Source organism: Microbacterium gorillae, assembly GCF_000826185.2.
GTDB lineage: Bacteria > Actinomycetota > Actinomycetes > Actinomycetales > Microbacteriaceae > Microbacterium > Microbacterium gorillae.
Genome location: NZ_LN648875.1, coordinates 337,509 through 361,295 on the forward strand (window position 1 = coordinate 337,509; position 23,787 = coordinate 361,295).

Here is a 23,787-nt window from a genome sequence, read left to right on the forward strand (position 1 = left end):
GCGGACGGGGTTAGCGTGGCGGAATGAGGACCCCGGTCTCGTACGTCAGCAGCGTGCACCACCCCGAGGCATTTCACGGAACGCGCGTCCGCGGTGGATTCTTCGAGGGGTGGTACGTCAAGCTCGTGTCCGCCGATCGCACCCGGCGATGGGCCGTGATCCCCGGCGTCTTCCGGTCCACCGGCACCCACGATCACGTCAACGAAGCGTTCGTGCAAGTGCTGGACGGGCTGACCGGCCGTTCCTGGTACCACGCCTTCCCCCGAGGCGACTTCCACGCCTCCACGCATCAGTTCGCCGTCCGCGTGGGCGAGAACACCTTCGACGGTGGTGGGATCACCCTCGACCTGCCGGAACTGTCCGGCCGGGTGGACTTCACCACGCCGATGGACCCTTATCCGGTCTCCCCGCTCCGCCCGGGGATCATGGGCTGGTACGGCTACGTGCCGATCATGGAGTGCTTCCACGGCGTGGTCTCGTTCGGACACGAGCTCGCCGGTGACTTGAGGACCGAGCAGGAGTCGGCGTCATTCGACGGCGGCCGCGGCTACATCGAGAAGGACTGGGGGCGGTCGTTCCCCGCCGCATACGTGTGGGGTGCGAGCAACCATCTCATCGACCGTGACGGCTCGGAGGAGGACGGTTCCCTGATGGCCTCGTGCGCCATCATCCCCGGGCTCGGTCGCACGTTCCGGGGATTCATCGTCGCCCTGCGCCGGGGGCGGACGCTCAGCACGTGGGCGACCTGGAACGGCTCCCGCGACATGGAGCTCACCATCACCGACACGCATGTGACGTGGCGGATGCGTGGTCCGCAGGGCACGCTGTCGCTGCGTGCTGAACGCGTCCGCGGCGGACTGCTGCACGCTCCGCTGCGGACCGCGATGCACAAACGGGTCGAGGAGACGCTGGACGCCGTGATCGAGATCCACCACGTCTCGCCCGTCGGAGTCACGCTGTTCGAGGGCGTCGGGGTCTGCGCCGGCCTGGAGGTCTTCGGCGACACCGACCGCCTGATGAGGTTGTGAGTCAGGTCTCCGAGACGACGGCCGCCACCGTGAGCCGCGTCTGCTTGGCTCCGGCGAGTCCGGTCCCGATGTTGAGGTACTGATCCTCGCTCACCCGCACGATCATGCCCTTGCGGTAGAGCTTGTGGATCTCCGGGAGCTCACCGCGCAGAGCCGCCTGCAGCGTTGCACGCGCCGTCGACAGGTCGGTCGGACCGTGAGTGCTGATCGTGGCGCCATACGCGTTGCCACTCAAGCCCGCTTCCACGACGATGACGTACAGCTCGGTCATGTTCCCCCCTGATGTTCGTCCCCGTCGAGCGTACACAGCAGATGTCGGGAATATTCCCGTGCGCGTCGCCTTCCCCGACGGGCTCGGTGGCCCCACTATTGCTCCAGGCCGATTCGGCCGACGACAAGGGGGAAACATGACGTACGCGACAGCGAGCGAGACCACACTCGGCCGGGCTCGGCGGATCCTGGTGTGGGCGGTGATCGTCAGCTTCACTCTCGCCGCCATCATGGGGATCCTGGTGCTGCTCGGGGTGGGAGCCGGAAGCAACTTCGGTTCGGAGCTCACCGCGAAGGTCCTCAGCACGACCGCCTTGGTCGGCCTCACCTCCCTGCTGGTGCTGTGCGCGGCACTCATCCTGGACGGGACCGCGAGGTGGTTCGCCCTGGTGACGATCATCATCGCGGTGGGCGCCACGGTGACACTCCTCCTCCAGATCTGGGCTTCGCTCGACATCGACTGGAAGTGGACGATCACGCTGCTCTTCACGCCGACCGCGCTCGCCGTCCTGTGCCTCGTGCTCCGCCTCGGCCGCGGAGCGGGTCCGGCGTTGCGGATCACGGTCCGCCTCACCCTCGTGGCCATCGCCCTCGCCACGCTCGGGACCCTGTACATGATCTGGTTCGTCGGCGCGGAGGAGTGGACGGCGCGCCTCGTCGGCATCCTCGGCATCCTCGCCGCGCTCGGCGTCATCGTCTCGATCGTGCTGACGCTCGTCGGCCGCGCGGCACGTCCTGCCGTGGTCGCACCGGCACCGAACGCGCCGGACTGGGCGCAGCGCCTGATCGAGGAGGCGAACGCCCGCGGCATCACCGTGGAGGAGCTCGTCGCGCCCCTGCTCGCCGACCCGGCCCCGACCGCTCGAGTCGCGGCCGACGGTACGCGATCCGACCGCTGACCCTTGTCCGGCCGCACTCCGCGACCTAGCGTCGAGGGATGGGCGTGAGCATCGACGCGGTACGTTTCCGGTCGCCGGAACCGGGAATGGCGGCGGCGTTCTGGGCCGTGATCCTCGGCCGGACCGCGGTCCCGCTCGGTGAGGATCTGGTGCTGCCGGGGTCTCCACGCCAGCTCGGGCTGCGCTTCGCGGTGGGTGACGGACACCCCGCCACCGAGAACCGGCTGCACCTGCACCTCACGTATGCCGGTCGCGCGCAGGCCGACACCATCGCCGCCGCGGTCTCCCTCGGCGGCCGGGTGGCCGGCAGCGGGAACATCCCGCCCGGGTCGTTCGCGGTGATGGCCGATGCCGTCGGCGACGAATTCTGCGTGATCGAGGATGACAACGCCTACCTCGCGGGATGCGGACCACTCGGCGAGGTCACGATCGAGGGCACGGTCGCCGTCGCCGAGTTCTGGGCCGCGGTGCTGGACTGGCCGGTCGTCTGGTCCGAGGGCGACGAACGAGCGATCCAATCCCCCGGCGGCGGCACCAAGCTCGCGTGGAGCGGCGATGCCGTCGAACCGGACCGAACGAACGAGCGTCAGGAGTTCGTGCTCACCGTCCCGGCCGCCGAGTACGACGTCGAGGTGGCACGCCTCCAGGCACGGGGAGCCACGGGGCCCGAGGCCAACGCCGACCGGGTCGAGATGCGGGACCCGGACGGCGTCGCGTTCGAGCTGCGCGCGATCTGACCCGCTCGGCCACCGACGCCGACACCGACACCGACACCGGTTCAGGATCGCGTTCGAGCTGCGCGCGATCTGACCCGCTCAGCCGAGCCCACGCAGAACCGACGCCAGCTCGGCGTCGAGCCCGGGGACGTCCTCCACGGGTACCGCGAGCGCGCGGAGTGTCCGACTGAACAGATTGCGCACGCCGGCGGCCAGGGTGATGTCGAGGATCTGGCGGTCGGAGAATCCGACTTCCCGCAGCCGGAGGCTGTCGGCGTCCGTCATCGCGGTCGGATCCTCGGTCATCCGGCTCGCGAACGCGACCACGGCGGCGTCCGCCGGTGGCAGGGCGTCGTCCTCTTCGTGCCGGGCGATGGCACCGACCTCCTCCTCGGTCAGTGCCCCCGAAGTGATGGACTTGTTCGCGTGCGCCAGCAGGCAGTGCGGTGACGGCACCGCCCGCGCCGCGCCGAGCGTGGCGAGTTCGTACACGCGCAGCCCGATCGATGGGACCACGGACCGGACGAGATCGACGAAGCGCTCGTGCGCCTCCGGGTTGATCGCCATCACGGCGGTGTGGCGGTAGACGAATCCGGCCTCGTCGAGGTCTTCCCGATACATCTCAGCGACGTGTCCGGTGGCCGTCTCGACGGCGGGGGTCTGCAGAATCATGGCGCGCTCCCTTGCGTGCGAAGGGGCGTCCGGCCGGGCGTCCGCTGGGGTGATGGTACGCCTATCCCTCCGGCGGCGGCATGGCTGCTGCATCCCGCAGGCGGGTCAGGCGGACGTGTGGATGACGCGGTAGCGGACGTGCACCACGGAGGAGGCGACCCGGCCGCCGAGCTGCTCGAGTCGGAAGCCCTCGACGCCGACCGACAACCGCTCGCCGGCACCCAGGACGACGGGACAGATGTGCAGGCGCAACTCGTCCACGTGTCCGGCGGCGAGGTACTGGTTCACCGTGCACGCTCCCCCGGCGATGTCGATTCGGCCGTCCGGCCCAGCGACCTCCCGCGCGAGTTCCAGCGCGCGCTCGATCCCCTCGGTGACGAAGGTGAACGTCGTCCCCTGGAGCACGAGCGGCTCGCGTTCGTGGTGGCTGAGCACGAACACCGGCGCGTGGTACGGCGGTTCCGGACCCCACCAGCCCTGCCAGTCGAGGTCGAACTCTCCGCGGTCCGGCCCGAACATGTTCCGGCCCATGATGTACGCCTGCGCCCCCACGACGGCCGCGACTTCGGGAGCGTTCTCGTCCTCCTGCATCCACGAGGTGAGCGGTTCCAGCGCCCCCTCGCCGAAGGGCGTCTCGAGGGTCTGGCCGAGTCCGGCGGTGTAGCCGTCGAGGGACACGGCCATGTCCGCGGTCACGTACGACATGCGAGGCTCCGATCTGTCCGCCCCCCACGGACGACGTTAGCCGCGTTCCGGTGGGATCGCGAGGGTTGATCAGTCGCTGCCGCGGTCCACGATGGCCGCCTGCAGCGCGCGGATGCTCTCTGCCGGCGCGCCGCGCGTCAGCAGCCCGGGACCGAGCGGACCGGCGGCGTCCGAACCGAGTGCGGGGAGCTTCGCCAGCGCAGCTCGGACCGCCGGACTCATCCGTCCGAGCTGCCAGGCCAGCTCTGCCACCCGGGCGACACCCGCGTCGGGTGCCGCCAGTCCCGCCGCCTTCGCCGCGTACGCCGCCGCTCCGAGCGCGTGTGCGCCCATATGCGACACCGCCGCGGCCTGGGCCGCGGACCGTGCCGCCGCAACGGCCGCAGGAGCGCTCACCGCATGCGCGGGGCGACCGGAGCGGAACCTGTTCCGGATCTCGGTGGCGGTGTCGAGCTCGCCGCGCGCATAGGCGCGCGCTCTCTCGATACCGGACCGCGTACCGTCATCGTCCGGCGCTTCCGCCTCGAACAGCGGCAGCACGCGCTCCGCGCAGTCCGCCGCCCACGCCGCCACGACACGGCGCTCGGCCTCGGTCAACGTCTGGGGTGAGAGTGCCACGGGCTCAATCCTTCGCCGAGGAGACGTCGACCGCGGAGTCCTGGAGCACGAATCGCAGCGACGTGCCGTCTCCGAACCTGTCCCGCAGCGCGGTCGGACAGTTCTCGTCAATCAGCAGCGTGGCGACGGCGGGCATCGCCTTCGTCCCGCAGGCGGAGGCGTTCACGCCCCGGAAACTGGACGACTCCCGGTTGATCTTGGCGTCCTCAGCGACGAACAGACAACTCTGCTGACCGGATACCTCGAAGACCATGGGGCGCATCCCGAAGAACGTCGCGAAGCCACGGTCTGAGCCCCACCCCTCCCAGGCGAACCCCGGGTCGACCGGCAGCGACGCTTCGTGCGTGGCGCCCGTGATCAGGGGAACCGGCGGGATCAGCGCTGTCGCGACGAGCCCGCTCACCACGATCGCCGCAGCGACCGATCCCGCCCAGATCAGGCCGACCCGTCCGCTCACGCGCCACGGGCTCGCGGGCGTGGCGATCGGGGCCGGCACCGTGACCTCGGCGTCCGGGACAGTCGGCGGGACGGGCGAGGTGGCTGCCGGGGGGACGTCCGCCACCCCGACTCGAGGCGCACGGCGCTGCGCGGCGGACGTGTCCGCGCCGGGGCGCCGGTCCTGCTCCAGCTCGGCGAGCCGACTCCGGGCGGCCTCATCGGCACCGATGTCCGCGGCGGGACCGTAGGCCCGGGCGCGCAGGGCACGCAGTTCGCGATCCGACTCGTCGTTCATCTCCCCCATCGTGGCACGTCACCGGCCGCGCCGCCCGATACGGACGGCACGGCCGCCGCGGGTCACCGACGGCCGGATTTGCGCGCGAACATCGCGATGCTCCAGGACGCGCCGGCGGCGATGATCAGCAGGCACCACCCGAGGGCCCACCATCCCGTCGCACCCACCGGGGTCCCCATCAGGAACCCGCGAATGCTCTCGATGATCGGGGTCACCGGCTGGTGCTCGGCAGGCCAGCGCAACCAGGCCGGCATCGTGTCCACCGGCACGAAGGCGCTGGACAGGTACGGCAGGAACAGCAGGGCGAACCCATAGCCGCTCGCGGCTTCCGGACCGGACGCGGCCAACCCGACGCCGGCGAACAACCAGGTGATCGCCAGGATCCACAGCGCCACGATCGCCACTGCTGCGAGCCAGGCCGCGGGGCCCGCCACCGGCCGGAACCCGACCAGCAGGGCGACGCCGACGACGATGCCGGTGGCCAGCAGGTTGCGCACCATGCTCGCCAGGACGTGCCCGGCGATCACCGCGAACGCGGGCACGGGCATCGTGCGGACGCGATCGAGGAAGCCGGCCTTCAGGTCGCCCGCGATCTCGACGGCGACGCCGGAGGCGCCGAACCCCGAGCACAGCAGGATGATTCCCGGGACGACGTAATCGACGTAGTCGCCGCGGCCGCCGTCGATCGCGCCGCCGAACACGAAGGTGAACAGCAGCATCAGCAGGACCGGCAGTGCCACCGCCGTCACCAGCGCGTCGACGTTCCGGAGGGTGTGCAGCAGGCTGCGCCGCGTGAGTGCGGCGGTGGCGGACAGGAGGGACGGTCGCGCGCGCAACGGGCGCACCGCGGGGGTGAGGGCGATGGCGGTCATGCTGCGATCCTCTCCGCCGTCCGAGTGGCGTGGCCGAGGAGCGCCTCGTACACGTCATCCAGGGTGGGTTCGTGCAGGTCGATCGTGCCGCCCGCACGGGCGTCGAGCTGGTCGATCGCAGCGCGGATGCCCGCCACCGACCCGTCGGTCGGAACGGTCCGGACGATCGTGCCGTCGGCGTCCCGCAGCCGCACGCCGGCGCCGACGCGTGCTTTCAGCTCGCTCGGGGTGCCGATCGCCACGGCTCGTCCCGCATCGAGCACCCCGACGCGGTCCGCGAGGCGGTCCGCCTCCTCGAGGTACTGGGTCGTGAGCAGGACCGTCGTACCCTCGTCCGCCATCACCCGGATGGCCTCCCACAGCTCGCGGCGGCTGACCGGATCCAGTCCGGTTGTGGGCTCGTCCAGGAAGAGCACGCGCGGGGGGACGATGAGGCTGAGCGCCAGGTCGAGCCGCCGGCGCATGCCGCCCGAGTACGAGGCGACGGACTTCTCCGCCGCCGAAGCCAACCCGAATCGGTCGAGCAGCTCGCGGACACGGCGTTCGGTCTCCCGTCGGCCCAGAGCCGACAGCCGTGCGAGCAGCCGCACGTTCTCGGCGCCGGTGAGCGTCGTGTCCACGGCGGCCGACTGACCGCTGACGGCGATGCGGCGCCGGACCTGCTCCGGCTCGCGGCGGACGTCGATGCCGTCCACGCACGCCGTGCCGGTGTCCGCGCGCAGCAGGGTGGTCAGGATGTTGATCGTGGTCGTCTTGCCGGCTCCGTTCGGGCCGAGCAGCCCGAAGATCTCGCCGGGGGCGACCGAGAAGTCGAGGCCGTCCAGGACGACGGCGGATCCGAAGCGCTTGCCGAGCGCGCGGACCTCGATGGCGGATTCCATGAGTGGCTCCTTTCGTGTGCATCACAAACTGTTTATGTCGTAGACCATCTGTGTATGTCATACACGGTGCTAACGTCATCTGCAAGCGTTCGCACACGATTGCCGAGGAGATCGAGATGACCGACGACGCCGCAGAGCCCGAGCTTCCCCGCGCGATCGCGCTCGCCTGGGGAGTCGCGGTCAACCCGCAGCGGGGCCCGAAGCGCGAGTTGTCCATCGAGCGGATCGTGGACGCGGCCATCGAGATCGCGGACGCGGACGGCCTCGGCGCGGTGTCGATGAGCCGCGTCGCAACGACCCTCGGGTTCACGACGATGTCGCTCTACCGGTACGTCACCAGCAAGGACGACCTGCTGCTGCTGATGCAGGAGGTGGCCACCGAGATCGCGATACCGGAGGCGGACACCTCCCCCACCTGGCGAGCGGGGTTGGAGCGCTGGGTGCGATCACTCCGCGCGGCGTACCACGAGCACCCGTGGCTGTCCGACATCCCGATCTCGGGCCCACCGATCACGCCGAACAGTCTGGCCCTCGTGGACTGGTTCCTGCGCGAGACGCGGGAGCTGCCTCTCAGTGATGCCGAGCGGATGGGTGCCCTGCTGCTGCTGTCCAACTACTCCACGAGCGTCGTGCGCCAGGAGCGGGACGTCGCCGCGCTCGATCCGGGCGATGCCTCCGGGCAGAACTTCCTGGCCGGGATCGCCCCGATGATCACGCCGGAGCGGTTTCCGGACTTCGCGCCGTTCTTCGCCCGCGGCGGGTATCTCGGCGACCCGACGGTCAGTGACAGCGAGAGCGACTTCACGTTCGGATTGGGCCGCATCCTCGACGGACTCGAGCGCCGAATCGAAACCACCGATGACCACTGCAGCGCGGACCCGTCGGAATCGGCGCCACCCGACGTCGCCGCGGATGACGCCGAACCGCTCCCGCGCGACCCCGCCGTTCGGGCCGCGAACCGCGAGCGCCGAGACGCCGAGCGTCGCGTTCGCGAGGTCGAGAAGGAGCTCAAGGAGGCCCGCAAACGCGAGCGGGATGCCATCCGAAAGGCGCGCGACGCCGCGGCCGAGCGCGCCCGCAAGGACGCCGAGCGGGCGGCCAAGGACGCCGAACGCGCAGCGAAGCGGTCCTGACCCGAGCCACCGGTCACCCCTTCGCCGAGTAGACCTCGACCGTGTCATCGTGCACGACGAACTGCAGCGACGTGCCGTCGGCGAACCGCGCGCGCAGCGCGGCCGGGTAGGTCTCGTCCACGAGCATCGTCGCCACCGGCGGGAAGGCCGACGTCCCGCAGTTGGACTCGAGCGGACCGCTGTACTGCGACGGCTCGACATCGTCGAGCCCGGAGACGAAGACGTTCAGGCACATCACCGGCGGCCCCTCCCTCTGGTCGAACGACTCCACGCTGCTCCGCAGCCCGGCGAACGGTGTGAAGCCGGTCCCGCCGCCCAAGCTGCTCGGCTCGAATGACGGATCGGCCGCGAGCGTGGCCTCGTGCGCGGCACCCGCGACGAGGGGCCCGGGCGGGGCCAGCGCCACCGAGGAGAGTGCGCTCGCCACGATGGCGACAAGCACCGAACCGGCCCACACCGCGCCGACGCGGCGGCTCACCCGCCACGGGTTCGGATCCGGGACCGGCTCCCCCGGGGCGAGCGATTCCGTCGGGACGCCCGGCCCCGCGTCACCCTCGGACGCAGTCACGTCGACCGCAGCGGCGCCGTTCGCGCCCGGTCCGGCCTCCGGGCGCGCGTCGACACCCGCCACCTCTCCGGGGGAGGACGCGTCGCCGCGTCGCAGCCGTTCCAACTCCGCCAGGCGCCGGACGGCCCGCTCGTCCGCGCCGATGTCCGGCCGGGGCCCGTAGGCGCGAGCCCGCAGGTCCCGAAGTTCGTGATCGTCCCCCGTGTCCATCGTCCCCATCGTGGCATGAGTTCGGCCGTGTCGCCCCCGGGGGAGGACGGCACGGCCGAAGCGTGTGCGCGGGCGCGCCGCGGTCAGGGCCGCGAGCCCTGTTTCGCTCGCTGGATCTGCTCGTAAACGTGGGCTCGCAACTCGGCGAAGCGGGCGCTGGAGCGGGTGCCGAGCTGATCGCGCTCAGCGGGCAGGTCGATCGTCAGGTCCTCCTGCACCACCGTCGGAGAGTTCGACAGGATGATCACCCGCTCCCCCAGGTAGACCGACTCGTCGATGTCGTGCGTGACGAACAGGACGGTGATCCCGAGGTCCTTCCAGATCGTGCGGATCAGATCCTCGAGGTCCGCCCGGGTCTGGGCGTCGACCGCCGCGAAGGGCTCGTCCATCAACAGGACCTTCGGCTGGTAGGCGACGGCGCGCGCGATCGCCACGCGCTGCTGCATGCCGCCGGAGAGCTGCCACGGGAAGCTCTGCGGCACGTGGTCGAGTCCCACGGCGGCCAGGGCGTCATCGACGCGGCGCTGCCGCTCGGCCTTCGGCACGCCGTTGACCTTCAGAGGCAGCTCCACGTTGTCCCGCACGCTCTTCCACGGGAACAGGCTCCGGCCGTACTCCTGGAACACGACCGCCATGGCCTTCGGCGGACCGGTGACCGGAGCCCCACCCAACTCGACGGTGCCGGACGTGGGTGGCATGAGACCGGCGATGCACTTCAGCAGCGTCGTCTTTCCGGCCCCGGACGGACCCACGATGCACACCAGCTGACCGGCCGCGACGTCGAAGGTGAGGTCCCGGACCGCCTCGACGTCGCCCGCGGGCGTCGGATAGACCTTGCGCAGTCCGCGCACCGACAGAGCGGCGGCATTGGTGTCATCACTGGGCACGGTTGGCCTTTCGTTGACCGAGGTACCAGCCGAGCACACGACGCTCGGCCAGTTCGAACAGGAGCGACAGCGCGATGCCGATGAAGCCGAGCAGGAAGATGCCGCTCCACATCTGGGCGATCGCGAACGAGCGCTGGAAGAGGACGATGGTGAAACCGAGTCCGGACGAGGCTCCGAACATCTCCGAGATCACCATCAGAATCAGGGCGATCGACAGGCACTGCCGGATCCCGGCCATGATCTGCGGAGAGGCGGCCGGCAGCACCAGGTGGACGTAGCGGGCGAATCCGGTGATCCGATACGTCCGGGCCGTCTCCCGCAGCACCGGGTCCACCGCGCGGACGCCCTCCACCGTGTTCAGCAGCACCGGCCAGATCGCGCCGGAGATGATCACCACGATCCGCATTCCGTCATTGATGCCGATCAGCAGCATCAGCACGGGCACGAGCACCGGCGGCGGAACCGCGCGGAAGAACTCGAACAGAGGCTCGGTGAGGGCGCGCAGCCACCGCACCGAGCCGATGATCACTCCCAGCACCACGCCGAGGATGATCGTGAGGACCAGCCCGAGCAGCAGTCGGCCGACACTCGGGAGGAAGTCCACGAAGAACCGCTCGCCGAACCAGGTCTCCACGAACGTCGTGCCGATCTGGATCGGTCCGGGGAAGTAGAAGCTCGGCGAGACCGCACTGACGACCGACCAGATCACCAGGATGATGATCGGCAGACCGATGAAGTAGCCGGTGTCGGTCAGGACGCGGCGCCAGCCGCCGCCCCGGGTGGCGCGCAGTTCGCGCACCGTCGTGGTGGGAGAATCCGCACTCATACTGCCGCCTCCCCTCGCACGGACGGGTGCCAGGCCAGCGCCCGGCGTTCCACGGCACGCACGGCGATGTTGATGATCACTCCGATCAGGCCGGTGGCGAGGATCAGCGCGTACATCTCGTCCAGTTGCCCGCCCTGCTGGTTCAGGGCGATCTCGTACCCGAGGCCAGGGGCGCCGATGATGAGCTCGCCGGTGATGGCGAGGATCAGACCGACGGCGGACGCGAGCCGGATCCCGGTGAGGAGGTACGGCAGCATCGTCGGCCACACGACGTGCCGGACGCGCTGCAACCAACTGAATCGATAGCTGCGGGCGGTGTCCTCGGCGACCGGGTCGACGTCCGCGACGCCGTACAGGACCTGCAGCAGCACCTGCCAGAACGAGGCGTACACGATCAGCAGCAGCGTCGACTCGATCCGCGCGCCGAACAGCAGCACAGCAACCGGGATGAGGGCCACCGACGGGATCGGGCGCAGGAATTCGATCGTGGTGCGCGTGGCACGCCGCAGAAAGGGCGACAGGCCGATGACCAGCCCGAGGACGATCGCGGCGACGACCGAGATCAGCAGGCCCAGCGCCCACGCCGTCATCGTCTCGCCGACGCTCGTCCAGAACCGCGGCGTGACCAGCAGTGTGAAGAACTTGCCCAGCACCTGGCTGACCGGGGGCAGGAACCGCGCATCGACCAGGCCGATGCGCGGGACCAGCTCCCAGACGAGCAGGAACAGAACGACGCCGAGGACACCGAGACCGGCGTCGAGGGCACGACCGGTCGCCGCACTCCGCGGTTTCGCCGCGGAGCGGCCCCGGCGTCGCCCCTGTTCCTGCGCGTTCACCACAGGAACGTCGACCAGTCCGGAACCTTCTTGATGGTGCCGTACTTCACCGCGGCATCGGCCAGCGTCTTCAGCGAATCCTTGTTGACCTCGGTCCGGAACACCGGCAGGTCCAGCTCATCCACGGTCTCCTTCGTCAATTTGGTGTACGTCAGGATGATGGCGCGGACCTTGTCCGGGTTCGCCTGCGCGAACTCGAGCGACTTGTTCATCGCGGTCTGGAACTTCTTCACCAGGTCGGGGTTTTCCGAGACCGTCTTGGTGTTCGTGAAGAAGCCGGCGATGTCGAGGTCCGGCGTGAAGTCGGTGAAGTTGTACGTGATGACGCGGAAGTCGGACTCCATGGACTTCACCCACGGGTTCACCGTGCCGGCATCCACCTGCTTGTTCAGGATCGCGGCCTGCGCGTCCGGGAACGCGACCTCGACGAACTCGATCTTGGAGGAGTCGCCGCCATCGGCGTCCACCACACCACGGATCGTGGTGTCGTTGATGTTGGACAGGTTGTTCACCGAGACGCGCTTGCCGGTGAGATCCTTCGGGCTCTTGATGTCGGAGTCCTTCGGGACCACGACGGCCTGGAAACCGTCCGTCTTCGTCGCCGCTGTGGCGTTGGTCACGTACTGGAGGGGCAGACCCTGGTCGACGGCGACCATGCCGCTGAGGTAGTTGCCGAACGCGAAGTCGTACTCGCCGGAGACGACACCCGGCACGGCCGCAGCGCCACCCGTGGTCGGCTGCAGGGTGACGTTGAGGCCCTCGTCCTTGAAGAACCCCTGGTCAACGCCGAGGTACATGGCGGCGGTGTCGGGCACGGGGAGCACGCCGACGGTGATGTCCGTGGTGCCCCCACCCGCGCCACCCGTGGCTCCGGCAGTACCGGTGCTCCCACCTGAGTCCGCGGCACCGGAGCACCCCGTGAGCAGGAGTGCGGCGGCGGCCACGATGGCCGCGCCGAGCGTGATCTTCTTCATTGCTGTGTCCTCTCTGACATGGCGTGACTGCGTCTTCCTCGCGGGACGGCGTTCTTCCGTCGTGCGAACCGAACCGTCGGTGCATCCGGACCGGAATCCGTCACCGCCGCGCGCCCCCGCGCCGCAGGGGGATCCTGCGTCGTGTCGAGAGCGGTTGCCATCGGGAGCACTCCATCGTGTCGGGCGGGGTTCTTTGACGGTACGGTCCGGAACGCTCCCCCCGCCAATGAATGATCTTTCCCCAATCTATAGATACTGCTTATATCGGGGGTATGGCCTCGTTCGATCTCGACCTCATGGACGTCTTCATGACGATCGCTCGCGCCGGAAGCCTGACGCGTGCGGCCGAACGACTCCACGTGACCCAGCCGAGCGTGAGCCACGCCCTGGCTCGGCTGCGCGTGCACTTCGGGGATCCGCTGTTCGTCCGCACCCGCGGTGGCGTGCGGCCGACCGCGTTCGCCCAGGACCTCATCGACGAGATCGAACAGCCTCTCGAGGTGCTGCGCAGCGTCATGGGATCGGCCGCCGACTTCGATCCGGCGACCTCGCAGCGGCGCTACCGCCTGGCGCTGACCGACATCGGCGAGGCCGCGCTCCTCCCGTGGATCATGGCGGAGCTGCTCGCTCAAGCTCCGGGCATCAGCGTCGAAGTGGTGCAGATCGACATCCACCAGGTCGGGACGTGGATCACCGAGGGGTCGGTGGACGCGGCGATCGTGTCCACTCCCCTCGAGGGCCCGTTCGAGAGCTCCCTGGTCATGGTCGACAAGTACGGCTGCGTCGTCGGTGAGGACGTGGAACTCGTGGACGGGCGGATCGGCCTGGACGATTTCCGCTCCCGACCGCGCGCGGTCGTCACGGAGACCACGGGACACGAGGTCGCGCGCGCCATGGCACGCGCGGGTGGACCGGACTCCCCCACCGTGCTCGTGCCCCATTTCGCCGCGATGCCGCAGCTCGTGCTGCGGGCGGGACTCGTCGGGGTCGTCCCGCGCGGTGCGGTCACCGAGGTTCTCGGCGGCTGGCCGCTGCGTATCGCCGCATTGCCGTTCGAGGTGGACACGTTCGAAGTGCGTCTCTACTGGCAAGGGCGCCATCGCCTCGGCCCGGCGCAGCGCTGGCTCATCTCGACCATCCAGCACGCCCTGGCGGACGTTCAACCGGACCTCGACGCGCGAACCACGAACCCGTCGACCGCGCGCCGCGCGGACCGCACCTGAGCGGGGCTCACTCCACGAGCGTGCCGACCACCGACTCGGACGGGGCCTGGTCCGCGAGCGCGCGGAAGGATTCCTGCACCGCCGGCGACGTGCGCGCTCCCGCGGCGGATTCCGGCGGAACCGCGGAGTGAGCGCGGGTGATACCGAGGGGTGACGCACGCGGAGGCGTCTGCGCCTAGCGTGGGTCGGACATGAACGAGACGATGGCTTCCTCCGCCGCCCAGTGGCGTACGACGACCGAGCGGGTCGCCCCCGGCCGCTGGGCGTTCGTGGTGTGGGCGCTGGCCGGCACGGCGGCGATCTCCGTGCTCGCCGTCACCGCCACGCTCGGCGCCACCGAGTACCGCATCCCGGTCCTCGCGCTGATCGGCTTCGCCACGCTGCAGGCCGCCGCCATCCCCGGGTCCCTTCTCGCCCCGACGTGGGCGACCGCGAGCGCGGTGGCCGGTGCCGCGGGATTGACGCTGTTCGCGGACCCGACCACCACGGCCGCCTGGCCGGTCGCGGTCACGACGATGATCGCGTGCGCCCTGACCTGGGTCGGTGTCGCCTTCCGCGCGCCATGGTCGGTCGCCGGGACCGGGTGGCTGCTCACGATGAGCGCCGCGGTGATTCCGGTGTCGATCGCCGGCCGCACGGTCGCGGCGGGCGCGCTGACGGCGGACCTCGTGGTCTTCGGGGCCGTGACGGCGATCGGAGCTGTCACCGGCGTCCTGCTGCGCCATCTGTCCGGTGCGCGTACCGAGCTGACCCGCCAGCGGGCGCTCACAGCCGAGGAACTGGCTCGGCGGGAGGCCGTCGAGGATCGCGCCCGGATCGCACGCGAACTGCACGACGTCGTCGCGCACGGCATGTCCGCGATCCAGGTGCGCGCCGCCTCCGCCCGCTACCGATTCACGGACCTGCCGCCGGACGCGGCCGCGGAATTCGACGAGCTCGCCGCCACGGCGCGGGCGTCGATGACCGAGATGCGCGCCATCCTCGGCGTTCTGCGTGACGAGGACACCTCGGCCGCTCGGGCGCCGCAGCCGGGATGGGGCGAGATCGGCGCGCTCGTCACCCGCGCTCGGGAGCTCGGCCCCGTCCAGGAGAGCGGACGGTGGGACCTCACGGCCACGGAGCGCGCGGACCCGGTGTTCGGGCTCGCGGTCTACCGTGCCGTGCAGGAGGCGCTGAGCAACATCGCCCGCCACGCGCCGGGTGCTCCCGCCCGCATCACCTGGCTCGACACCGCTCGCACGTGGCGCGTGACGATCGCGAACGACGCCCCCGCGCGGCCCGCCCCACCACGATCGGACGGCGGTCACGGCCTCCGCGGCATGACCGAGCGGATCTCGGCCCTCGGCGGAACGGTGACAGCGCTGCCCACCGAAACGGGGTTCGCCGTCCAGGTGGACCTCCCTCGATCCGTGTGACCGGCGGCCACGTGCACCAGAATGGAACCCCATGGTGAGAGTTCTGATCGTCGATGACCAGGCGATGGTCCGCGCCGGATTCGCCGCCATCCTCCGCGCGCAGGACGACATCGACGTCGTCGGCGAGGCCGGGGACGGCGTCGAGGGCGTGGCGCAGGCGCGCCGGCTGCGGCCGGACATCGTGCTGATGGATGTCCGGATGCCGCAGATGGACGGCATCGAGGCGACGCGGCGCATCCTCACTGCGGGCACGGACGTCCCGGCCCCCGCGGTCCTCATCCTCACGACCTTCGATGCGGACGAGTACGTCCACGATGCCCTGGGCGCCGGCGCCAGCGGGTTCTTGCTGAAGGATGCCCTACCCGAAGAGCTCGTCAATGCGGTGCGGGTGGTCGCCGCCGGCGATGCTCTCCTGGCACCACGGGTGACCAAACGCCTGCTGGAGCGCTTCGCCGCCACACGCCCGGCGACCAATCGTCACCTCGTCCGGTTGAACGATCTGACCGAGCGCGAACGGGAGGTTCTCGTGCTCGTGGGGCAGGGGCTGTCCAACGGCGAGATCGCCGGGCAGTTGTTCCTGGCCGAGCAGACCGTGAAGACGCACGTCAGTCGAGTGTTCAGCAAGCTCCATCTGCGCGACCGCGTGCAGGCCGTCATCCTGGCCTACGACACCGGGCTGGTCTCCCCCGCTGACTGAGCGCTACGCCGGTAGGGGGGCGATCAGGACCGGGGTCGGATGCGTCGGGACGGACCTGGTCGAGACGCTGTCGGCATGGCACTTCCGACACCGCTGAGCACCCCCGCCGACACATCCCCTCCCGCTCGCCCGGGACCGTCCACCCGCGATTCGTCGGTCGATGCCGCGCGAGCCGTGCTGCTGATCGTGGTCGTGCTGCTGCACGCGATCATGGTCGGCGTGGGGCGGGACGCCGCCGGCGCACCCGTCCTGGAGAACGCGATGGAGCACTGGGCCGGGTTTCCGGTGCTGACCTGGTTCGCACAGGTCATGCCGTTGTTCTTCATCTTCGGCGGGTTCGCCGGCTTCACGCAGTGGACACGGGATCGCGCGCGCGGCACCTCGGCCGGGGACTACGTGGCCGCACGCGTGCGGCGACTGCTGGTTCCAGCCGGCGGCGCGCTGACGGCGGTCGCCGTCTTCCTTTCCATCCTCGTGGTCACCGGCGTCCCCGCCGAGGTGGTCGCCGTCGCCGGATACCGCATCGGCCAACCGTTGTGGTTCCTCGCCGTCTACCTGGGTGCGAGCGCCCTGGTCCCCGTGTTGGTGCGTGCGCACGAGCGAGCGCCGTGGACCACGATCGGACTGCTCGCACTCGCGGCCGTCACGGTCGACGTCGTCCGTTCCGCCACCGGGGTCACGGCCATCGGCGCACTGAACCTCGCCTTCGTGTGGCTGCTGCTGCAGCAGCTCGGCTTCGCTCTTGCCGAGGGACGATTCGATCGCCTGCGCGCGCGGTACCTGCTCGGCGCTCTCGGAGCCGCTCTGGCCGCGCTCGCCGTATCGATGCTCACCGGGTTCTCTCCCGTGAACCTCCTCGCCGCGCTGAACCCGCCGATGAGCTCTCTGGTGCTGCTCGGGATCGCCCAGCTCGCGCTGTTCCAACTGCTGCGCCCGGCCCTGCGCCGCCACGCGAACGGGCGAGCGCAACCGGCGATCGGTTGGATCAACGCCCGGGCGATGACGATCTACTCCTGGCACATGCTCGTCGTCGTCGCGCTCGCCGGGGCCCTGCTGCTCGTTCCGGGCGAGCTGGCCGAACCGCTGTCCGCAGCCTGGTGGGAAAGCCGGCCGCTGTGGCTGGCCCTCGTCGTCCTCACGGTCGGCACCGTGGTCGGTGTGGTGGGCGGGGCGGAGGCGCGGCGCGTGCGTTCCCGAGCCGCACAACGGTTCGTCCCGGTGCCGGTCGCGGTGCTCGTCGCGCTGACGGCGGTGCTCCTGGCGCTGCTCGCCGGTTCGCACCCGGCCGCGTGGGTGGTCGCCGCCGCGCTGATCCCGGTCGCGCTCGCCAGCGCAGGCCACTCGTCGAAGCGGTCGACGGCCGACGAGGCTCCCCACCTGTCACGATACGCAGAGCCCGGTCACAACATACGTACAGAGATTTCGCGGCCCGTTCTCTCATTCCGAAGCGCCTACTGAGAACATCCCGCGCGACGGCACAGAAGACCGGCTGCGAACAGCAGAGGCCATCGCGGGTGCCGACCCTCGTGCGAGCTCGAAACAGGAGACTCAGCATGCGATTCCAATCACCCCGAGCAGGGCGACGAGCCCTGCTCACAGCGGCGACACTCGTCGCCGCCTCGCTCGCTCTCTTCGGGTGCAGCGCCGGATCGACGGCATCGTCGTCGTCCTCCACCACGAGCGGTGCCGCACCGGGCAAGTCCACCAACACCATCTCCTGGGCCCTACCGCCCGCGACCGTGCCGAACTGGATCTGGCCCTTCTCGCCCATCGCCGATTTCAGCGTGACCAACTCCGAGATGCAGCTGATGATGTACCGCACCCTGTACTGGTACGGCGACAACGGCAAGACGGGCGTCGATGACGCGCTGAGCCTCGCTCAGGAGCCGTCCTTCAGCTCCGACGGCAAGACCATCACCATCAAGCTCAAGGACTACTCGTGGTCCAACGGCGAGAAGGTCACCTCGCACGACGTGCTGTTCTGGATCAACATGGCCAAGGCGGAGAAGGCGAACTACGCCGGATACACGCCAGGCCAGTTCCCGGACAACGTCGTCTCCGCGACCGCACCCGATGACAGCACCGTGGTGCTCACGACGGACAAGGCGTACAGCCAGCAGTGGTTCCTGATGAACCAGCTCAGCCAGATCACGCCCATGCCGGAAGCGTGGGACATGACCAGCGCCACGGCCAAGGGCACGTGCTCCACGGCTGAGTCCGGGTGCGCGGCGGTGTACGCCTATCTGAACGCGCAGTCCAAGGACCTGCCCACCTACGCCACCAGCAAGCTGTGGTCCGTGGTCGACGGGCCGTGGATGTTGAAGAGCTTCAACTCCGACGGCCACGTCAGCTTCGTGCCGAACACGAAGTACTCCGGCCCGACGAAGGCGCAGGTCAAGGAGTTCAACATGGTGCCGTTCACGACGGACTCGGCAGAGTTCAACGTGGTCCGCGCCGGCAGCACGCTCGACGTCGGCTACATCCCGACGCAGGACATCGCGCAGGCGAAGTCCGCGACGACCGCGCCGGACCAGGCCGGACCCAACCCGCTGAGCGCGAACTACCGCCTGATGCCGTGGTTCCTGTACGGGTTCAACTACTTCCCGATCAACTTCAACAACCCCACGGTGGGTCCGATCTTCAAGCAGTTGTACTTCCGCCAGGCTCTCCAGTCGATCGTGGACCAGCAGAGCGTGATCACCTCGGCCGCGAAGAACTACGGCGTCCAGACGACGGGCCCTGTCCCGCTGTTCCCGGACAGCTCCCTGATCTCCGCGACGGAGAAGAACAACCCGTATCCGTTCAGCATCGACAACGCCACGAAGTACCTGACCGACAACGGCTGGACGGTCGTGAAGAACGGGACCACGACGTGCACGAAGCCGGGCACCGGCTCGGGTGAGTGCGGCGCCGGGATCGCATCCGGGGCGGCGCTGACGTTCTCGCTGCCCTACGCCAGCGGCAGCGCGACGATCGACACCGCCATGGCGTCGATGAAGTCGAACGCCGCGCAGGTCGGCATCACGCTGAACCTGAAGCCGGAGCCGTTCAACAGCGTCACCTCCACCGCGGTCCCGTGCTCCGGGTCCACGTGCACGTGGGAGATGGGCAACTGGGGCGGTGGCTGGACGTACGCGCCGGACTACTACCCCACCGGCGAACTGCTGTTCGCGACCGGCGCCGGTTCCAACTCCGGCAGCTACTCCGACCCCGCGCTGGACAAGCTGATCGCCGACACCACCACGCAGAGCGGTGACGCCGTGCTGCAGGCGTACGAGGACTACATGGCCAAGAACGTTCCGGTCATCTACCAGCCCAACTACACCTACTCCCTGACCGAGGTCGCCAACGGCTTGCAGGGATACGACACCAACAACCCCTACGGCGCCATCACCCCGGAGGAATGGCACTACTGAACGATCGATGATCGCGAACGCGACGAGCACGGACGAGCGGGAGGGATGACATGGTCGGATACATCCTCAGACGCCTGCTGCAGGCCGTGCTCGTCGTGCTCGTCGTCACGATCATCGTCTTCATCCTGCTGCACTCGCTGCCGGGCGGACCGGCCCGAGCGATCCTCGGACCCCGCGCGACGCCGGGGCAGATCACGCAGTTCAACCATCTGAACGGCCTCGACCGACCGCTGGTGGTGCAGTACTTCTCCAGCGTGTGGGGATGGGCCACCGGGAACTTCGGGTTCTCCTACGTGCTGAACCAGTCGGTGGGATCGCTCCTGGCCGAGCGGCTGCCGAAGACGATCATCCTGGCGTTGTTCTCGCTGATCCTCACCGTCATCGTCGCGATCCCGATCGGCGTGTATCAGGCGGTCCGCCGCAACCGCACGTTCGACTACATCATGACCGCGCTGTCGTTCATCTTCTACGCGGCCCCGACGTTCTTCCTCGGCCTCATCCTGATCGAGGTCTTCTCGTCCGTCCTCGGCTGGTTCCCCCCGGAGGCGCCGCAATCGAACGGTGTCGTGCCGATCTTCCAGCAGTTCCCGGCCATGGTTCTGCCCATCGTGACCCTGGCGCTGCTGAGCATCGCCGGGTTCTCCCGCTACATGCGCTCCTCGGTGCTCGATAACGTCGGCCAGGACTACGTGCGCACTGCGCGGGCCAAGGGTGCCTCCCCGAGCCGCGTGCTCTGGCGGCACGTGCTGCGCAACGCGCTCATTCCGATCGTCACGCTGCTCGGGCTGTCCCTGCCGGCGCTGTTCGCCGGCGCGCTGATCACCGAATCGATCTTCAACTTCCCGGGCATGGGCCTGCTGTTCTGGCAGGCCGCCCAGCAATCCGATTATCCGGTCGAGATCGGCGTGGTCATCGTGACCGCGTTCGCGACCGTGATCGGCAACCTCCTCGCTGACCTGTCCCTGGTCGCGATCGACCCACGGGTGGCGCTATGAGCAGCACGCTACGGACCGGTACGTCCACGGACATCACGACACCTGCTCTCGGTCGTGGTTCCCGTCCGGTCTCGGGCGACGCCGAGAGCAGGCCCAAGCATCCGTTCCAATTGGGCCTGGAGGTCTTCGTCCAGAACCGGCTGGCGGTGGTCGGCGTCGTGGTCGTCGTGCTCGCCGTCCTGTTCTGCTTCGTCGGACCGCTGGTCTACCACACCGACCAGGTGACGGTGAACCTCGCCGACGCGAACCTGGCGCCCGGGGGCGCGCATCCGCTCGGCACCGACGGGTCCGGCTACGACGTGCTGGGGCGGCTCATGGTGGGCGGTCAGACCTCGCTCATCGTGGGGTTGGCGGCCGCCGCCATCGCCACCGTGGTCGGCACGATCTGGGGCGCCGTGGCAGGCTTCTTCGGAGGCGTCGTGGACGGCGTCATGATGCGCATCGTGGACGCCGTCCTCGCCATCCCGATCCTGTTCCTCCTGCTGTTCCTCGTGACGATCGTGCGGCCGTCGCTGACGGTGATGATCCTCGTGATCGGGCTGACCGCGTGGCTGGTGCCGGCCCGTCTGGTCCGCGGCGAAGCGCTGACGTTGCGCGTGCGCGAGTATGTGCAGGCGGTGCGCGTGATGGGCGGTTCGTCCTGGCGTTCGGTCAGCCGGCACATCATGCCGAACGTCCTCGGCACCGTGATCGTGAACACCACGTTCCAGGTCGCCGACGCGATCCTGCTGGTGGCCTACCTGGGTTACCTCGGCCTCGGCATCTCGCCGCCGGCCACGGACTGGGGCGCCATGCTCAGCAACGGCACCCAGTACGTGTTCCTGAACTACTGGTGGCTGATCTACCCCGCGGGGGCCGCGATCATCATCGTCGTCGTGGCCGTCAACCTCATCGGTGACGGTCTGCGCGACGCGGTGGAGGTCCGGCTGCAGCGCCGGTGAGGAGCGTGCGATGAGCCTGTTGGAGGTGCGCGATCTGCGGGTGGACATCCGCCTGCGCAAGACCGTGGTGCACGCCCTGGACGGTGTCTCGTTCACGGTGGAGGCCGGGGAGACGGTCGGCGTCGTCGGCGAGTCCGGCTGCGGCAAGACGATGACGGCGATGTCCATCGAGCGCCTGTTGCCGCCCGGTGGCGAGATCGTCGACGGCGAGGTGATCTTCGACGGCCGCGACCTCACCGGGTTGACCGAGCACGGCATGCAGGAGGTGCGCGGCGGAGACATCGGCATGATCTTCCAGGACCCGATGACGAGTCTGAACCCGGTTCAGACGATCGGCGAGCAGGTCGCCGAACCGTTGCTGCTGCATCGCGGTATGACCGCCACGCAGGCACGCGCGGACGTCATCGAGATGCTCCGGATGGTCGGTATCCCGCACCCGGAGCAGCGGCTGAGCGCGTACCCGCACCAGCTGTCCGGCGGCCAGCGGCAGCGGGTGATGATCGCGATGGCACTGATCTGCCGGCCCAAACTGCTGATCGCGGACGAGCCCACGACCGCTCTGGACGTGACGGTGCAGAAGCAGATCCTCGACCTCATCGACCGCTTGCGCGCCGAACTGGGGATGGCCGTCGTCCTGATCACCCACGACCTCGGCGTCATCGCAGGTCGCGCTGACCGCGTCGTGGTGATGTACGCCGGCCGCGTCGCCGAGACGGGCGAGACCGACATGATCTTCGCCCGCCCCCGCCACCGCTACACCGAGGCCCTGTTCGAGGCTCTGCCGGAGCGTGCCGCCGGTACCGGCGAACGGCTGTATTCCATTCCCGGCATGCCACCGGATCTGCTCGTCCGGCCGCACGCCTGCCCGTTCGCTCCCCGCTGTCGGTTCGCCACCGATCAATGCCGCACCGAAGACCCTGCACTGCGACCGGCCCGCGACGGCGACCCGAGCCACACGTACGCCTGCTTCGTCCCGCGGACCGAGCCCTTCCCGGCCCTGGAGGATGCCGCCCGCGATCGTCCCGCAGCCACGGAGGAGCGCCCGAGCGATGACCGCGAATGGGTCGCACCGACGCGCTTCATCCCCGCCGACGGCGTGCCGCTGCTGTCCGTCGAAGGACTGGTGAAGGACTTCCCGGTGACGCGCGGTGGCCTGCTCCGGCGCCGCGTCGGAGCGGTCAGCGCCGTCGCCGATGTCAGTCTCGACCTGCAGCGCGGCGAGACGCTCGGCCTGGTGGGCGAATCCGGCTGCGGCAAGACGTCCCTGGGCCGTCTCGTCGTCGGCCTGGACACCCCCACCGGCGGGCGCATCCTGTTCCGCGGGACCCCGATGCGGGCCCACCGCCGGGACGCCCGCGAGGAGCGGCGGAACGTGCAGTTCATGTTCCAGGACGCGTACGCCTCCCTCGACCCACGGATGCGCGTCCGCTCGATCCTGCGCGAGCCGTTGGAGATCCAGCACGTCGGCACGAGCCGCGACCGCGACCGCCGCGTCGACGAACTGCTCGCCGACGTCGGACTGCCCGCCGGCGCGGCCGAGCGGTATCCGTTCGAGTTCTCCGGTGGGCAGCGCCAACGGATCGGCCTGGCTCGCGCGCTGGCGCTGCAGCCGGCGCTGATCGTCGCGGACGAGCCTGTTTCCGCCCTCGACGTTTCGGTGCAGGCGCAAGTGCTGAACCTGATGAAGCAGCTGCAGCGCGAGCGGGAGCTGACCTACCTGTTCATCAGCCACGACCTGTCCGTCGTGCGCTACCTGTCCGACGTCATCGCCGTGATGTACCTCGGCAAGCTCGTGGAGATCGGTCCGGCGGCCGAGGTCTACGGCTCTCCGCAGCACCACTACACCCGGGGACTCATCGACGCGATCCCGATCGCGGACCCCCTCGCGGAACGTGGCAAGGCGGCCGCCGGGGTCGCCGGCGAACTGCCGAGCCCGATGGACCCGCCCAGCGGCTGCCGGTTCCGCACGCGGTGCCCCGTGGCGCAGGACATCTGCGCGCGCGTGGAGCCGCCGTTGCAGGTCGGCGGGGGTTCGGAGCCGACCGGCCTCGAGGCCGTCCCCGGTGCGCACCGGGTCGCCTGCCACTTCCCCCTTGAGCTCACCGCGGCATCGGCCGCTTCCTCGCTCGGCCCCATTCGAGCGACGCGCTCGGCGGCACGACGGCGTGCTGATTCAGCGCACGACGACACCGGTCACGGTGAGTGACCGTCCCGGGTGCGGGGGCCCCGGGACGGTCGGCCAGAACTGCCGCGCGCGTCGCGACGCGCCTAT

24 protein-coding genes are annotated in these 23,787 nt (G+C 69.6%); 12 read left to right on the forward strand and 12 right to left on the reverse strand.

The window, feature by feature from the left end:
* Nucleotides 1-23 precede the first annotated feature (23 nt).
* A complete protein-coding gene (locus BN1193_RS11115; RefSeq protein WP_040166420.1) occupies nt 24-1,028 on the forward strand; it encodes a tocopherol cyclase family protein in 1,005 nt (334 codons plus the stop codon).
* A 1-nt stretch (nt 1,029) separates the two neighbouring features.
* Here BN1193_RS11115 and BN1193_RS11120 read toward each other — a convergent pair whose 3' ends face one another.
* Nucleotides 1,030-1,299, reverse strand: a complete 270-nt coding sequence (locus tag BN1193_RS11120; RefSeq protein ID WP_040166422.1) for a hypothetical protein — start codon at nt 1,297-1,299, stop codon at nt 1,030-1,032.
* A gap of 136 nt (nt 1,300-1,435) precedes the next feature.
* Here BN1193_RS11120 and BN1193_RS11125 point away from each other — a divergent pair, with 136 nt between their 5' ends.
* On the forward strand, nt 1,436-2,197 hold the full coding sequence (locus tag BN1193_RS11125) for a hypothetical protein (RefSeq protein ID WP_040166425.1): 762 nt from the start codon (nt 1,436-1,438) through the stop codon (nt 2,195-2,197).
* A gap of 38 nt (nt 2,198-2,235) precedes the next feature.
* Nucleotides 2,236-2,934, forward strand: a complete 699-nt coding sequence (locus tag BN1193_RS11130) for a VOC family protein (RefSeq protein WP_040166427.1) — start codon at nt 2,236-2,238, stop codon at nt 2,932-2,934.
* A gap of 78 nt (nt 2,935-3,012) precedes the next feature.
* On the opposite strand, the gene BN1193_RS11135 is transcribed toward BN1193_RS11130, so the two are convergent.
* The 6 genes from BN1193_RS11135 to BN1193_RS11160 form a co-directional block, all read right to left on the reverse strand.
* A complete protein-coding gene (locus BN1193_RS11135; RefSeq protein WP_040166430.1) occupies nt 3,013-3,585 on the reverse strand; it encodes a carboxymuconolactone decarboxylase family protein in 573 nt (190 codons plus the stop codon).
* 105 nt (nt 3,586-3,690) lie between these two features.
* Nucleotides 3,691-4,290: a dihydrofolate reductase family protein gene (locus BN1193_RS11140; RefSeq protein ID WP_040166432.1), complete on the reverse strand. Its 600-nt coding sequence runs from the start codon at nt 4,288-4,290 to the stop codon at nt 3,691-3,693.
* Between the two features lie 69 nt (nt 4,291-4,359).
* Nucleotides 4,360-4,908 carry a putative immunity protein gene (locus tag BN1193_RS11145; RefSeq protein ID WP_040166434.1) on the reverse strand — a complete coding sequence of 183 codons (549 nt, stop codon included), beginning with the start codon at nt 4,906-4,908 and terminating at the stop codon, nt 4,360-4,362.
* Between the two features lie 4 nt (nt 4,909-4,912).
* Entirely contained in the window at nt 4,913-5,641 is a 729-nt protein-coding gene (locus BN1193_RS11150; RefSeq protein WP_040166436.1) for a hypothetical protein, read from the reverse strand.
* 62 nt (nt 5,642-5,703) lie between these two features.
* Nucleotides 5,704-6,513 (reverse strand): ABC transporter permease, encoded by an 810-nt coding sequence (locus BN1193_RS11155; protein WP_040166438.1) that lies wholly within the window; start codon nt 6,511-6,513, stop codon nt 5,704-5,706.
* On the reverse strand, nt 6,510-7,394 hold the full coding sequence (locus tag BN1193_RS11160; RefSeq protein ID WP_040166439.1) for an ABC transporter ATP-binding protein: 885 nt from the start codon (nt 7,392-7,394) through the stop codon (nt 6,510-6,512). Before BN1193_RS11160 ends, BN1193_RS11155 begins: the two co-directional genes overlap by 4 nt.
* 116 nt (nt 7,395-7,510) lie before the next feature.
* On the opposite strand from BN1193_RS11160, the gene BN1193_RS11165 reads away from it, so the two are divergent.
* Nucleotides 7,511-8,527: a TetR/AcrR family transcriptional regulator gene (locus tag BN1193_RS11165; RefSeq protein ID WP_040166441.1), complete on the forward strand. Its 1,017-nt coding sequence runs from the start codon at nt 7,511-7,513 to the stop codon at nt 8,525-8,527.
* Between the two features lie 13 nt (nt 8,528-8,540).
* Here the strand turns inward: BN1193_RS11165 and BN1193_RS11170 are convergent, their stop codons facing one another.
* From BN1193_RS11170 to BN1193_RS11190, 5 genes are all read right to left on the reverse strand, one after another.
* Complete coding sequence (locus tag BN1193_RS11170; protein ID WP_040166443.1) at nt 8,541-9,305, reverse strand: hypothetical protein; 765 nt, start codon at nt 9,303-9,305, stop codon at nt 8,541-8,543.
* An 83-nt stretch (nt 9,306-9,388) separates the two neighbouring features.
* Nucleotides 9,389-10,192 (reverse strand): ABC transporter ATP-binding protein, encoded by an 804-nt coding sequence (locus tag BN1193_RS11175; RefSeq protein WP_040166445.1) that lies wholly within the window; start codon nt 10,190-10,192, stop codon nt 9,389-9,391.
* Entirely contained in the window at nt 10,182-11,018 is an 837-nt protein-coding gene (locus BN1193_RS11180; RefSeq protein ID WP_040166447.1) for an ABC transporter permease, read from the reverse strand. The genes BN1193_RS11175 and BN1193_RS11180 overlap by 11 nt, the downstream gene beginning before the upstream one ends.
* Nucleotides 11,015-11,854: an ABC transporter permease gene (locus BN1193_RS11185; protein ID WP_195907850.1), complete on the reverse strand. Its 840-nt coding sequence runs from the start codon at nt 11,852-11,854 to the stop codon at nt 11,015-11,017. The genes BN1193_RS11180 and BN1193_RS11185 overlap by 4 nt, the downstream gene beginning before the upstream one ends.
* Nucleotides 11,851-12,828, reverse strand: a complete 978-nt coding sequence (locus BN1193_RS11190) for an ABC transporter substrate-binding protein (protein WP_040166450.1) — start codon at nt 12,826-12,828, stop codon at nt 11,851-11,853. The genes BN1193_RS11185 and BN1193_RS11190 overlap by 4 nt, the downstream gene beginning before the upstream one ends.
* A gap of 272 nt (nt 12,829-13,100) precedes the next feature.
* Here BN1193_RS11190 and BN1193_RS11195 point away from each other — a divergent pair, with 272 nt between their 5' ends.
* The 8 genes from BN1193_RS11195 (at nt 13,101) to BN1193_RS11230 (ending at nt 23,721) form a co-directional block, all read left to right on the forward strand.
* Complete coding sequence (locus tag BN1193_RS11195) at nt 13,101-14,051, forward strand: LysR family transcriptional regulator (protein WP_052460672.1); 951 nt, start codon at nt 13,101-13,103, stop codon at nt 14,049-14,051.
* A gap of 191 nt (nt 14,052-14,242) precedes the next feature.
* On the forward strand, nt 14,243-15,466 hold the full coding sequence (locus tag BN1193_RS11200; protein WP_052460673.1) for a sensor histidine kinase: 1,224 nt from the start codon (nt 14,243-14,245) through the stop codon (nt 15,464-15,466).
* 31 nt (nt 15,467-15,497) lie between these two features.
* Entirely contained in the window at nt 15,498-16,163 is a 666-nt protein-coding gene (locus tag BN1193_RS11205) for a response regulator (protein WP_040166452.1), read from the forward strand.
* 75 nt (nt 16,164-16,238) lie between these two features.
* Nucleotides 16,239-17,621 (forward strand): acyltransferase family protein, encoded by a 1,383-nt coding sequence (locus BN1193_RS11210; RefSeq protein WP_052460674.1) that lies wholly within the window; start codon nt 16,239-16,241, stop codon nt 17,619-17,621.
* A gap of 95 nt (nt 17,622-17,716) precedes the next feature.
* Complete coding sequence (locus tag BN1193_RS11215) at nt 17,717-19,579, forward strand: ABC transporter substrate-binding protein (protein ID WP_094770448.1); 1,863 nt, start codon at nt 17,717-17,719, stop codon at nt 19,577-19,579.
* A gap of 50 nt (nt 19,580-19,629) precedes the next feature.
* A complete protein-coding gene (locus BN1193_RS11220) occupies nt 19,630-20,574 on the forward strand; it encodes an ABC transporter permease (RefSeq protein WP_040166454.1) in 945 nt (314 codons plus the stop codon).
* Nucleotides 20,571-21,515 (forward strand): ABC transporter permease, encoded by a 945-nt coding sequence (locus BN1193_RS11225; RefSeq protein WP_094770449.1) that lies wholly within the window; start codon nt 20,571-20,573, stop codon nt 21,513-21,515. Before BN1193_RS11220 ends, BN1193_RS11225 begins: the two co-directional genes overlap by 4 nt.
* Before the next feature lie 10 nt (nt 21,516-21,525).
* Nucleotides 21,526-23,721, forward strand: coding sequence for an ABC transporter ATP-binding protein (locus BN1193_RS11230; protein ID WP_094770450.1), 2,196 nt, complete (start codon nt 21,526-21,528; stop codon nt 23,719-23,721).
* Nucleotides 23,722-23,787 lie beyond the last annotated feature (66 nt).